Origin of the sequence: Nostoc commune NIES-4072, assembly GCF_003113895.1 — a bacterium.
GTDB classification, from domain to species: domain Bacteria; phylum Cyanobacteriota; class Cyanobacteriia; order Cyanobacteriales; family Nostocaceae; genus Nostoc; species Nostoc commune.
On record NZ_BDUD01000001.1, the window covers coordinates 1,804,209 to 1,817,220 of the forward strand.

A 13,012-nucleotide genomic window follows, 5' to 3' on the forward strand; every position below is an offset into this window, starting at 1 on the left:
CATAAGTATGCACATACAAATTTATTCTTATAAAACAAATAGGCGCGATCGCCCGTACCTAAAATTTTAATTACACCGTGCAGTCAGCCTATTGACAAACTTTTTAGTGGATTGCAGACTTACTAATGCATCCTCACATTATTATAAGAATAGAACATTATTGAGGCATTCAGGGCGATGAACGTAAAGCGCAAACTGAAATCAGCATTTGTTCAATCTTTTAGCGGCATGATGCTGAGTATCATCACTGTAATTGGTCTATCACCATTAGTGTTAGCGGTTCCTGCAAAAGTTTCTTTGGATTCGTCTGAACAGTATGCACAGAGACAACCACAAAAACTAGCACAGTTTTCAGACACAGGGCCATCACAGCGATCGCAGATGTTGCAACAAGCTAATGCTTTATTTAATCAGGGAGAGTTGACAGGTGCAGAGGAAAATTTACGCAAATTCATTAAACAATTCCCAGACGATGCCTTCGGACACTTTCAATTAGGAAATGTACTTTTTCGGCAAAAGAAACCAGAAGAAGCAATTAGCTCTTATCAAGAAGCCATTCGCCTTCAGCCAAAATACGCTCTCGCTCACAATGCGATGGGTATGGTTTACGCAAGCCAAAGTCGCTGGGAAGAAGCCATTAGTGAATATAAAAAAGCTCTAGAAATTAATCCTAATTATGCCGAAGGACTGACTAATTTTGCGCTGGCATTGTGGCAAACAAATAAAAAAGATGAAGCGCTATCTTCTTTAGAAAAAGCTTTAAAAATCTTCAAAGAACAGAATAGAGGTGAAAAAGTTAACCAAGTAGAAAGAATCTTGCGAGAGATCAAAACTGCTGATGATCCTAGTGTTTCATGAAAATCACATTATTCTGTGGATACTTTAATGTTACATTTTTTCAGTGTGTTGACTAAATTGCGGTGATGAGAATATCTCGCAGAACTGTTTAAAATCTGTATGGGGTGGGCAAAATCGCCTACCCTATATTGTATGAATAAAATTATTTCTGCTGGAATTACTTTTACTCGTTGATTCTCAAGATATATCACAATCGGGGTTTTGAGCTTAAACCCAATAGCTCTGATTAGTACCTCATAATTAAGGAAGGTTTGAAACTAATGACGACAAACCAGGAGAAGCGTGTATGCAAGTAAGACAAGAAATTTTTGATACTTATTGGCGATTTGCTGCTATGCGCCAGGAAGTATTTTTCAAAAAAATTAACAATGTACCACCGCCCTGGACGAGTGACCCCATTATTAATACTTATAAATTTTGTAATGCATATCGAGCAAGTGATCGCGTTTCACAATATCTGATCAAAAACGTAATTTACGATGAAAATAGGAGCAAAAATCAAGAAGAAGTAATTTTACGGATTCTACTATTTAAAATTTTTAATAAAATAGAAACATGGGAATACTTAGAAAACAAAATAGGAGACTATATTACACTGTCTAATTTTGACTCCAATGTGTACTCAGATATATTACAAGAGGCTATGAATCTTGGATATGTCATTTATACCAGTGCATATATGTCTTGTGCCAGCAAAGAGTTTGGTTATGATAAAAAACACCAGAATCATTTGGCATTAATCGACAAAATGGTTGTCCAAGATAGAGTAGTCAATCGCATAGTCAAAGCTAAAAAATTTGAACACGTTTTTCAGCTTATTCAAGAATATCCATTGCTAGGTAAGTTTATGGCTTATCAATTAGCGACAGATATTAATTATAGTGAGATTATCAACTTTGACGAAAACAGTTTTACTATAGCAGGCCCAGGAGCCGAACGTGGTATTAGCAAGTGTTTCGTTGATACAGATGGTAAAACATATACTGATATAATTCATTGGATGACTGAAAACCAAGAGAGAGAGTTTCAACGATTAGAGTTAAACTTTCAATCACTCTGGGGTCGTCCGCTACAGGCTATAGACTGTCAAAATCTTTTTTGTGAAACTGATAAATACTGCCGAGCAGCATTTCCTGATTTGAAAAGTAATCGCAAAAAAATAAAATCGAAATTTACTTCAAGTCCTCAATCAATTGATTATTTTTATCCACCCAAATGGTGTATTAATGATAAAGTCCAAGAAACTTTAGCACAGAGATTGGCAACATTAGAGATTACTAATTTGCAACTATTAAATAATAGTAATTGTCAGCAATTATCTTTGGAGCTAGATTCTCAGGTAAAAACAACATCTGAAGTTGCAAATCATGTATCAAAACAATATAAAAAATCTGAACAAGAGACTCAGAGAAAAAAATCAAAAGTTTTACAAAATCCAGAGATGGAAAAACATGAACAGTTGTGCCTGTTTTAAGATAAGCGGCTCTTTATAAATCCACAGTAATTCAGAGTAAAATACATGGACATAAAAGGATATGCTAAGTTCGACATCACTAGAAAGTATCGCTACTTACTGCGGCGTAAATGGGATATAAGTTTACCTCAAGTTACTTTTGTGATGCTTAATCCAAGTACCGCCGATGATAAGAAAAATGATCACACTCTCACTAGATGTATTAACTTTGCTAAGTCTTGGAAATATGGTTCTCTTGAAGTAGTTAATCTATTTGCTTATTGTGCTACAAACCCCCGTGAACTTTGCCAAGTAGATGACCCTGTGGGGCCAAAAAATAACTGCTATATTCAAGTAGCAACAAAACGCGCTGCCTTAATTATTTTGGCATGGGGTGCGGGGAAATATCCCAGAATTCAGAACCGTGAAAAAGAAGTGTTAAGTCTAATTTCTGATAAACAACCTTTTTACTGCCTAGTTCTAACAAAGTATGGATACCCACACCATCCGTTACGTCTTTCAGTTAGTACACAACCAATTATTTTTCCTAGTGATTCTCTATAAATATAGCTTAATTTTATAATGGCAATACTTTTTATTCATCATCAGATTTATATTTCATCCTTCAGAGAATCACTATAATCAGCAATTTTCAAATTGGAGATGTCTGTTATGAATTTTTCTGAGTATCAAATACAAGCACTGAGCACAGACCAGATTCCTGCTGTGGAAGGTACTGAATTAATTATACCGCTATTAGGTTTAGTAGGTGAAGTTGGTTCATTGATGACTGAGTATAAAAAACATTTACGTGACGGTGAAGCACACAAACTATTTAAAGAAGGCATCGCAGAAGAATTGGGAGATATGCTTTGGTATATTTCTAACTTGGCAAGCAAGTTTAACCTTAATTTGGAAGAAATTGCGGAAGATAATTTGAGAAAGTGCCGTGACCGTTGGGGATGGAGAGATTCAGCACAAATAGATGATATAGCTACAACCTACATATTCGACAATGATTTTCCTGAAAATGAAAGTTTACCACGGCAATTTGAAGTAGAAATTACGGAGATAAGCAAAGATAACTCAATCAAAATGAAGGCATTTATCAACAAACAACAGATTGGAAATGACCTCACCGATAATTCTTATACAAGCGATGGCTACCGCTTTCATGATGTTTTTCATTTTTCCTACGCCGCAGTTTTAGGTTGGTCAGTTATCACTCGTAGTATGCTTAAACGTAAGCGCAAAAGTAATTCTAGTATTGATGAAGTTGAAGACGGCGGTCGTGCAGTAGCTATTGAGGAAGGTATATCAGCGCTCGTATTTAGCTATGCCAAAAATCACGGTTTCTTAGAAGGCGTTTCAACATTAGATTACCAACTATTGAAGACTATCAAAAATATGACATCCCATTTAGAAGTTTCTCAATGTTCGCTAGGTGATTGGGAGAAGGCAATTCTCATGGGCTATGATGTCTGGCGACAGGTAGAGAAAAATCGGGGAGGAAGGGTAGTTGTTGACCTTGATGCACGCTTGATAACCTATTTGAAAAAGTCTAGCCTGTGTTCAGCCTCCGTGGAGATAAAACATTAACTTAACGATATCTTGCAGGAAAATAAATGAGTTTTTGGTCATCACAAACTTTGAGTTCTCGTCTTCCCAGTTTAATTGAACCATTTAATGAGGATCAAATTCAGTCTGCATCATACGAATTGTGCTTAGGAGAAGAAGTTTATATTTCAGCCCTTCCTGATACACCTCTGAAAGAACGCAAAAAAATTATTCTTAGTGATAAAGAAACTGTTCCTATCCCTCCAGGACAGTTTGCATTTCTGATAACTTCTGAAAAAGTCAAAGTTCCTAATAATGCACTTGCATTTATTTCGATTAAATTTAAATTTAAGTCAAAGGGGCTGATTAATGTTTCAGGTCTTCATGTCGATCCAGGCTATAGCGGTAAACTAATTTTTGCTGTTTATAATGCTGGGCCTCTTCACCTTCATATAGGGAGAGGTGAGAAAGTTTTTTCTATATGGTATGCAGATTTAGATAAAGATGATGATAAGCCACGAAAGAAGCTAGGTTATGATTTAATTCCCACTGATTTAATGAATAGTCCTGATTCAGTTGCTTCTCTTCCTTCTTTGGTAAAACGTTTGGATGATCTGGAGAAAAAAGTAGAGAATTATTCTATTAAACAGACTTTAGTATTGACGATTACTATTGGAGTTTTACTTGCTTTTGCAAAGCCAATAGTGGATATATTTATACAGCCATTACTCAATATGATTAAATCTTCTCTTGTCATCTATTAATTTTCAATTGCTGCAATGAATTCAAACTGTTGCTATATACTTACACCCAATAAGTGCAAAACTTACAACCATAAAGCCGTCTAGCACAACAAAGTTTGTTAGATTTATTCAGGATAATAAATAAAATACAAATATAATCTTGTTTGTGTATATGACTTCCCTATCGGCATTAACTTTACCTGATCACACCCAGTTACCAGACTCAAATGGTACATTCGTGAAAAATCTTCAGGAGCATCCGCAAAGCATTTTAATTACAGATTCAATTAAACCTGTTTTAGAGCAACTTCATCCTGACGGTCAATATTGTATTGGACAAGATTCTGGTATTTACTGGCGATTGACAAATCCTCCTGAGAAAGGGGCTGAAGCACCAGACTGGTTTTATGTACCCAATGTACCACCGACCCTTGACGGTAAAATGCGGCGTTCTTATGTGCTGTGGAAGGAGTATGTTGCACCCTTGATTGTGCTGGAATTTGTCTCTGGAGATGGTTCAGAAGAACGAGATAACACACCGCCATCTCAACGGGATGGTGGGAATGTTGGTAAATTTTGGGTTTATGAGCAGGCAATTCGAGTGCCTTATTATGGAATTTATGAAGTAGCAAAAGCGCAAGTGGAAGTTTACCATTTAGTGGATAATACTTATCAATTGATGAAACCCAATGAACGAGGACATTACCCAATTGCTCCTATGGGGGTAGAGTTAGGAATCTGGCAAGGATTTTATCAGAATGCAGAGTTACCTTGGTTGCGCTGGTGGGATGCACAAGGAAATTTACTGCTAACAGGTGAGGAACGGGCTGTAATTGAGCGACAAAAGCGGGAGAGAATTGTAGAGAAATTGCGTACTCTCTCTCTTGAACAACTCAACGCTTTAGGAATTGACCCAGAAATGTTGGATTAAGAAACATTTTTTCGTTATGAACTTATGAAATCATGTACTTAGTAATGTATAATTAAGCCCAAGAGTTCAGGGTGCTTGTCAAGTATTAAACTACTTGCTGGTACTGCCAAAGCATGTTGTATGTCTAAATCTGCAATCACCGTTACCGTCAAATTGTTCGCTGCTTATCAAGAAGCCTTCAGGGTTTCGGAACTAGTGCTGGAATTTCCCAATAGTATCCCAGTAAAAACAGTATGCGATCGCCTCATAGCTGAACACCCCGAACTCTCCCAATGGCGAGACATCACCCGCTTTGGAATTAATCTAATATTTGTTGAACCAGATACCCTACTACAAGATGGGGATGAAGTCGTCCTGATTCCACCAGTAAGCGGCGGCTAGCAAAAAAGTTAGAAGTTAGGAGTTAAAAATTAAAAACTTCTAACTCATAATTAATGACTATTGCGTTGCAGTTTGATTTATTTTTACATTAGCATACATATTAATCCCTACTTTACTTCACTGCAAACTCTTGTTTTAGGGGGGAGAGTGAAAAACTACCGTCTAAGCAATAGCACTTATAATGCAGAATCCAATGCTAGTAATTGCAAATCTTTTTGAATGTATGTTTAAAGCTACGACTCCCAGCAGCACAGAAGAATACCAAGAGCAATACCAAGGAGCAGCAAACATAAATAATATTAAAGTAACCCATCCTATACTTATACTAAGATTAGTTTCGGAATAATTTTTTTTCCAATATGGTTTTACCAGAATAATCAAATAAGAAACTACAAATATAGAAAATATTATAGGTTTAATTATTGAGTATAAAGTATGTTGTAAACTTAGAGAAAAGTTTAGAATTTTCAAACTTAATAAACTCTTTACCAAAGCATATAATGAATCGCCTACTTTTTCTCCAACCCCAGGATTTAAAAGACTTCTCCAAGCATCGATTGTAGGTAAAGCTATAATAGAAGTAGCACAAACTATACCTAAAGAGATACAAACAGCACTAAAGATAATTTTCCAACGTTGTTGCTTAATCAAATAAACAAAGATTAGAGGCAACCAAATAATTGGTAATGTTTTAATAAAAAAACCAATCCAAGCTGTAACAATTGCAGCTATATAATTATGGTTTTTGAGGCATATTATTAAAATAATTAAAGCTGTAGAAATTAATATATCAATATGTGCATTTGTAACCTGTTCATACAGCAAAAATGGGTTAACTAAATATGCAATTGTTATATTAGCTTTATGAGGAGATTTTTTTAAATGCTGCCATATTAAGGAACTATTTAATATATGGAACAAAAGACATATTAATTTAAATACATAAATTCCCAAAATTGGAGTAATTGCAACGAAAATAGCGGAAAACATAAAAAATAGTTGAGATATAGGCCCATAAGTTGAAGTCTGTTTCCAAACTAGGAATGGAGACAACTTTGATGTAAATGTGCTTGCAGCATTAATAAAAGGATTAATTCCATTTAAATACATCAAACCATAATGTACGTATAGATTAATATCAGTTGTTATTGGATAACTTATGAAGGCAATTAACAAAAAGAATGAACTATTTTTTAGGATTTTTATAAAACTTATATCTCTTTTTTTATTTTTGTTTATTATTAGCCATATAATATATATAATAATTAAACAACGGTATTCTATACCTACTCTTATTTTATTAATAGTTTTAGAAAAATCAGGTATATATTGACCTGTGGAATTAGCTAAAGCCTCAAGATTAAAAGAATAAGCTCTAATTGCTAATTCCACACACAATATTAATGATAATACTATCGCAAGACCTAACAATATTTGGTTTTTTTTATGATTGCTATAATTATCAATATTTAGCATAATCATCCAAAAATTATTCAATAAAGTTTTTACTTGTCTTATCAAAATATAAGTTTATTTGTCATTTAATTCTATACAATTAAATGCGTCTAAACCCCGTCTATTTTATTTGACATCTAGATTTTTCAGTCCTGGTTTGAGTTTTGAGCTTTTTCCTAATTCCAATAAACTACCGTTTTTAAGGTAGATGCGGTTTATGTCAATAGTACTATAAAGTTATATAGTAAAACTGAACATCTTCAATTACTTTAGCAGGGATTGGTATTGGCAGCATTAAGCTAAGATCCTTGCAAAAAATGGAAATTAAGTTTGAAAGTCCTTGTCAGTTCTGCATTTCAACTATTTTGAGTATGAGGTAAATTATAGTTGCAAATACTTGGCATATATTTTGCTCTTTGCCCACATAATCACTATGCTAATTGAAATATCTGGTATGTAAAATTTTAAACCTGTTATCAAGCATCAACTAACATTCAGAAAACCAAAAACTTTTTCTCCAAGGAGCAGCAATTTTTTTAATCAATATACTATATATCTCTATTTTTGGCGAATATATTAGATATTGGTTTATGGATCACTTTTCAAATAATGGGGAGTGGTGTAATTCAATTAATTGAAAAATGCACTCAATAATTTTTGCACTTGTTAGCGTTGGCAAGATAATTTTCCTGCTGTCCTTACTCGTCTGGAATCAAACTGGTTAGAAGTTGGACGTGCCAATTCTACTCAATAGCTTTAGGACTTAGTAGCTAGCTTTACTAAGTCATCTAACTCTTGCTGCATTTGACTAACAACTAATTCATAACATTCATTAACATAGTAGCGATCGCTGGCTGCTTCAGGGCCATAGCGTTGAAATACAATTGGCGGACAAACCCGCGTGTACATGGACACAGGCAATGGAATGTTGGGTAACGGGCCAATTGCTAATCCCCAAGGCAGTCCAAGATAGATCGGAAAAACTTCTGGATCAATCCCCAACAGCCAAGGCATCCCCCATTCGTGGAGTTGCCGCACAATTTTGTAGCAATCAGCCAGTATAATCAGCGTATCGTGAGCGCCCCAAGAAATCACAGGGACAATCGGCACATTTTCCCGCAACGCTAACTTGATAAATCCTTGTCGCCCCGCAAAGTAGATTTTGTTGCGTAAATAATGCGGTCGGAAGATATCTTCGGCTCCACCTGGATAAACTAGCACACTCGCTCCAGAGCGCAAGGCAGCGTAAGCCATTTTCGGATGAGCCATGATTGCTCCAGCCTTAGCAACCAGTTGCGCTAGTGGCGGGCTAACCTGCCAAACCTTGGGATGCATTAAACCATAAACAGGTTGTTCCACACCAAATCGTCGGAACCAGTCGTACATCATCATTGTCATATCGGGAGCTGCGAGTCCCCCATTATGCGAACCGACAAATAGGACTTTTTCTTGGGGTGGAATATTATCCCAGCCACTAGTTTTAACTCGGAAATAGTAGTGATAGAAAAAGCCCAACAGGGGCATCAGAGATTCTATGAACTTTGGATCTCGCTCATCCAAAGACCAACCGGGTTTTTTGTTTAAGAAATGTTGTTTTTTTGACATCGATGCATTCTAACAGGATTGGGAAACGTCAAACAATCCTTTGTTAGGTATGACCAGATTTGCTCCATGCACAAAACCTGATTTGTCTAAATACTTTAAGTCAGTTTCTTCTCTAACAGCAGCTAATTCCAACTTAATTACTTCTGCTTGGTATTTGACTTTCTGTAGTAAGTGTGATCTTCTAAGGTTTAACAAACTTCGGTCTTGCCCAACAGCCAAGAATCTCCTTAAAGGAGCGTCCATATTTTAAGTTACCTTGGTGGATGCATTTTCCCTATTCATTTTTACATAGTTTGGGTTTTTATTGCCTAGTTAATACCAAAAAGCTCATGACAACGGTATGTGATGATTTGATTAGCGCAATTACATTTTGGAGTATGCACGTAGTTATTCTACACAGGTAATCACCCTAGTTGCGGGTTATGGGATGTCTCTTTTAGTCACTAGATAAGACCTCTTGCAAAAAACACTTTTGCAAGAGGGGGAAAAGGGTAAAGGTTAAAGGTTAAAGGGGAAGGGGACAATACAGAACTTTTCCCCTTTTCCCGACTTATGCAAGAAGTCTATATAGCGTCATGTATTCCAAGCACAAATATTGAGTCCTGAAACTGATTCAGATAATTTGTGCCTGGAATAAAAACTAGATCGACTTATTTACGAGACTTGTGAGTGTAATTTCGGTTAAAACTGGTGTCTAAAAATTATCCGATAAAACAACTGTTAGGCTGGTATTTAGTTCTGGTGCAAAACCACTGCCTTCAGCTACATAAGTAATCGCTCCTCCTGCATTTAAAACAGCAGGGCCACCACAGGCTTTAATTAAATCAACACCATCCTTTACCTTAATATCTTGACAACCAAATTCAAGTCCATTTGATCCAGTAATTTTAATTTTATTAATTGTTCCAGTTTCACCAGCCGGTAAAAAAAGTTTAGCAGAGCGAATAACTGTTGTAGCTGGCAAAGGAGTTGGTGTCGTTGTGTCGATACTAAACTTTCCTCCAGTAATTTGAGCTTTTTCCGTGATAATTAAGGTAGGAGAAGTGCTTGGCGCTGCAATTGCTGATGTAGAAAAACAGAATATAACAAATGACAGGGCAAATGCCAAAATCTTTGCGGGATTGATGAACATCTTCAATGAATTCATGATGATTCTCCTTATTTAACTTTTACAAAAACAAGCTGAAGGCGAACAGCGAAACAGCAGTGCCTCGTGCTTCTGGGGAAAGCTCAGTGGCTTAGGTTTGGAGGGTGCTGTGCATCATATAAAAGCCCAATCTCATTAAAATACTCAAGGGGATAAACAGCATCCAGTTCTGGAATAATGCGATCGCTAAGAAGCTGATAGACATTGAGCCCCCTCCCACTCCCATTAAACCAATTTCACCTAGTCGCCTGCCACTGTAATTACCTTAAGTTTGCCGATGCGTTCTCCGAAGGAGTTGCTGTAGGCATCGCCTAGTGGGCCATATACTAACTGAAATAGCCCGTAGGGAATCGTGTATGCGGAGATAATCACCGCAGCACTACCAACACCGACTCTAAACTCGTCGGCAATAATGTGCAGTAGGGGATCAATTACTCGTGCATCAGCAATCACCATGAAAGCAGCAGCGCCCAACAGTCCTAATGAGACAGGTGTTTTGCCTGCGATGTCCGTTGCTAACCTACCCACTGCTATATTCTCCTGTAGTTTGAGTTTTCGCACTTCTAGAATAGACTTTTTGTAGAAGGGGAAGGGCTAGAGAAATAATACCAATTTTAAAAATGATTGCGACAAATGGACAGAGAAAACCCAGATCCAGTAAGCGATTTCCAATCCAAAATCTAAAATCTAAAATTAAAAATGGTATTTAGAGAGTTACTGTTCAGTAAATTTTATTTCCCGTTCTAAGCTAATTTATATATAGAAAAAAAGCGTGCGAATCGTCATGCAAATAGAGCAGCCTTTTAGAATTAATGCCGCCCAACCAGACAAACTAAAACAATTCCTTCCCCAACCTTTAATTATCTCCAGCCCAGTCGCTGGTTGGAATGGTTTTTATTTTGCCTATCATCGCCAGTTAAACTATCAACTCCCTGAAACCTCGCCTTTTCAGAACATTATTACCATTTATACTAGAGAGTTTCAGGCCAAATTAAAAATTAACGGGCACTGGCAAAGTAAATCTTATGCACCAACTGATGTAGGTATTTTTCCTGCTGATCAAATTTCTCCAGCAGTACAATTTGAACAGGAATTAGGGTTTATCCATATTGGTCTTGAACCAGCGATGATTACTCGTGTTGCCTACGAGTCAGTAAATGCTGATGCAGTTGAAATTGTACAACAACTGCAAACCCACGATCCACTGATTCAACAAATTGGACTGACACTCAAGCAGGAAATAGAAAATAGTGGATTTGATAGTTCCTTGTATATAGAGTCAGCAGTAAATCTGTTGGCGGTGCATTTGTTGAAACGTTATTCAACGCAAAAATTCATTATTCGAGAATATACAGATGGATTACCAAAACATAAATTAAAAGAAGCGATCGCTTATATCAACGATAACTTAGACCAAAATTTGTCTTTAGCAGAAATTGCTGCGATCGCACAGATCAGCCCGCATTATTTTGCTAGCTTATTTAAGCAATCAATGGGAATAGCACCTCACCAATATATTACTAAATGTCGAGTCGAAAGAGCAAAATATTTACTTGCAAGTTTTTTTATTTGTTAAGCACAAATTGCTCTAGATCGTGAAACTGCCCTTTGAAGAAGCGATACTCTTTCAGTACACCCTGACTCTGAAAACCTAATTTTTCTAGCAACTTTTTAGAAGCTATGTTGTCCAGCATGACTTGGGCAACAATAAAACGCAAACCCATTTGCTCAAACCCAAATTGCAAGATGGTACGCACTGCCTCAGTCATAATGCCTTGCCTCCAAAAAGTATTGGCAAGCTCATAACCGACCTCAGCAGACTGTTCTTGTGGGTTCCATGTAAACCCACAGGAACCAATCACAACGTTGTCTTGCTTACGTGCGATTCCCCAGCGAATTCCTTCTCCTCGCTCAAACCGCTTGGCTCTACGTCCAACAACAGCAATCGCTTCTTTAATAGAAGTGAAAGTATCAAGATCGTGAAACTGAGTCACGCCTGGATCGGAGAATACAGCAAAGATAGCCTCAGCATCCTCCAACGTTGTCTCACGAAGAAGGAGCCTTTCTGTTTCTAATTCAGGAAAGGAAGATAGTGAGAAATCGTTGCTCATAGTTGCGACAAGATGATCTGGGGTTAGAGCTAACTTAGCGATCGCTACAATAACAAGACAATTTCATTAGGCTCAAGGTTGAATAGTCTTTGCCGACTGGTTAAATAACAAATCTCGTGACTTATCAGGATCAATCGCTTGAGCTTTGAATGCTTCTGCTTTCTCGTAAGCGCGAATTGTTGCAGGACGGGCTTTAATTGCCTCAAACCACCGTTTGAGATTAGGAAAATCTTCTAGATTCTGACTCTGGCGTTCATAGGGCACAATCCAGGGATAGGCAGCAATATCGGCGATAGAATAATCGCCAGCCACAAATTCTCTATCTGCTAGTTGCTTATTCAGCACTCCATATAAGCGTCCCGTCTCATTCACATAGCGGTTAATCGCATAGTCTATTTTTTCGGGAGCGTAAGCGTTAAAGTGATGATTTTGTCCGGCCATTGGCCCCAGTCCTGCCATTTGCCAGAACAACCACTCTAAAACTTTAGTGCGATTACGTAAATCTTGGGGGATTAATTGCCCGGTTTTTTCTGCTAAATATAACAAGATTGCACCAGACTCAAATACCGAAATCGGCGCACCTCCATCTGCTGGTTCGTGGTCAACAATCGCAGGGATGCGATTGTTAGGAGAAATATTCAGAAATTCGGGTTTAAATTGATCCCCAGCACCAATATTCACAGGAATTATGGTATATTGCAAACCGACTTCTTCTAAGAAAATTGTAATCTTATGACCATTTGGGGTTGTCCAATAATAAAGATCAATCAT

15 protein-coding genes are annotated in these 13,012 nt (G+C 37.1%); 8 read left to right on the forward strand and 7 right to left on the reverse strand.

Annotation, left to right across the window (positions count from 1 at the left end; all coding sequences use genetic code 11):
* The first annotated feature begins 177 nt into the window (after positions 1-177).
* From CDC33_RS08100 to CDC33_RS08130, 7 genes are all read left to right on the forward strand, one after another.
* Positions 178-858: a tetratricopeptide repeat protein gene (locus CDC33_RS08100; protein WP_109008052.1), complete on the forward strand. Its 681-nt coding sequence runs from the start codon at positions 178-180 to the stop codon at positions 856-858.
* A 286-nt stretch (positions 859-1,144) separates the two neighbouring features.
* Positions 1,145-2,332 (forward strand): nucleotide kinase domain-containing protein, encoded by a 1,188-nt coding sequence (locus CDC33_RS08105; RefSeq protein ID WP_109008053.1) that lies wholly within the window; start codon positions 1,145-1,147, stop codon positions 2,330-2,332.
* Positions 2,333-2,377: 45 nt separating this feature from the next.
* On the forward strand, positions 2,378-2,875 hold the full coding sequence (locus tag CDC33_RS08110; protein WP_109008054.1) for a DUF1643 domain-containing protein: 498 nt from the start codon (positions 2,378-2,380) through the stop codon (positions 2,873-2,875).
* Positions 2,876-2,983: 108 nt separating this feature from the next.
* Complete coding sequence (locus CDC33_RS08115) at positions 2,984-3,910, forward strand: nucleoside triphosphate pyrophosphohydrolase family protein (protein ID WP_109008055.1); 927 nt, start codon at positions 2,984-2,986, stop codon at positions 3,908-3,910.
* Positions 3,911-3,936: 26 nt separating this feature from the next.
* Positions 3,937-4,632: a dCTP deaminase domain-containing protein gene (locus tag CDC33_RS08120; protein ID WP_109008056.1), complete on the forward strand. Its 696-nt coding sequence runs from the start codon at positions 3,937-3,939 to the stop codon at positions 4,630-4,632.
* A 151-nt stretch (positions 4,633-4,783) separates the two neighbouring features.
* Positions 4,784-5,542 (forward strand): Uma2 family endonuclease, encoded by a 759-nt coding sequence (locus tag CDC33_RS08125; protein ID WP_109008057.1) that lies wholly within the window; start codon positions 4,784-4,786, stop codon positions 5,540-5,542.
* A gap of 120 nt (positions 5,543-5,662) precedes the next feature.
* Positions 5,663-5,923 carry a MoaD/ThiS family protein gene (locus tag CDC33_RS08130; protein WP_100901683.1) on the forward strand — a complete coding sequence of 87 codons (261 nt, stop codon included), beginning with the start codon at positions 5,663-5,665 and terminating at the stop codon, positions 5,921-5,923.
* A 162-nt stretch (positions 5,924-6,085) separates the two neighbouring features.
* Here CDC33_RS08130 and CDC33_RS08135 read toward each other — a convergent pair whose 3' ends face one another.
* From CDC33_RS08135 to CDC33_RS40240, 5 genes are all read right to left on the reverse strand, one after another.
* Positions 6,086-7,420: an MptA/MptB family glycosyltransferase gene (locus CDC33_RS08135; protein ID WP_219930003.1), complete on the reverse strand. Its 1,335-nt coding sequence runs from the start codon at positions 7,418-7,420 to the stop codon at positions 6,086-6,088.
* A gap of 714 nt (positions 7,421-8,134) precedes the next feature.
* Complete coding sequence (locus CDC33_RS08140) at positions 8,135-8,983, reverse strand: lysophospholipid acyltransferase family protein (protein WP_109008059.1); 849 nt, start codon at positions 8,981-8,983, stop codon at positions 8,135-8,137.
* Positions 8,984-8,992: 9 nt separating this feature from the next.
* On the reverse strand, positions 8,993-9,226 hold the full coding sequence (locus CDC33_RS08145) for a hypothetical protein (protein ID WP_109008060.1): 234 nt from the start codon (positions 9,224-9,226) through the stop codon (positions 8,993-8,995).
* Between the two features lie 451 nt (positions 9,227-9,677).
* The gene (locus CDC33_RS08150) at positions 9,678-10,091 is read right to left on the reverse strand and encodes a hypothetical protein (RefSeq protein ID WP_146195789.1); all 414 of its coding nucleotides are present in this window, start codon (positions 10,089-10,091) and stop codon (positions 9,678-9,680) included.
* Between the two features lie 279 nt (positions 10,092-10,370).
* Complete coding sequence (locus CDC33_RS40240; RefSeq protein WP_244919172.1) at positions 10,371-10,658, reverse strand: hypothetical protein; 288 nt, start codon at positions 10,656-10,658, stop codon at positions 10,371-10,373.
* Between the two features lie 256 nt (positions 10,659-10,914).
* On the opposite strand from CDC33_RS40240, the gene CDC33_RS08160 reads away from it, so the two are divergent.
* Entirely contained in the window at positions 10,915-11,706 is a 792-nt protein-coding gene (locus CDC33_RS08160; protein ID WP_109008062.1) for a helix-turn-helix domain-containing protein, read from the forward strand.
* Here the strand turns inward: CDC33_RS08160 and CDC33_RS08165 are convergent.
* Positions 11,696-12,241, reverse strand: coding sequence for a GNAT family N-acetyltransferase (locus CDC33_RS08165; protein WP_109008063.1), 546 nt, complete (start codon positions 12,239-12,241; stop codon positions 11,696-11,698). The two genes, CDC33_RS08160 and CDC33_RS08165, sit on opposite strands and share 11 nt — an antisense overlap.
* Positions 12,242-12,313: 72 nt before the next feature.
* Entirely contained in the window at positions 12,314-13,012 is a 699-nt protein-coding gene (locus tag CDC33_RS08170; RefSeq protein ID WP_109008064.1) for a glutathione binding-like protein, read from the reverse strand.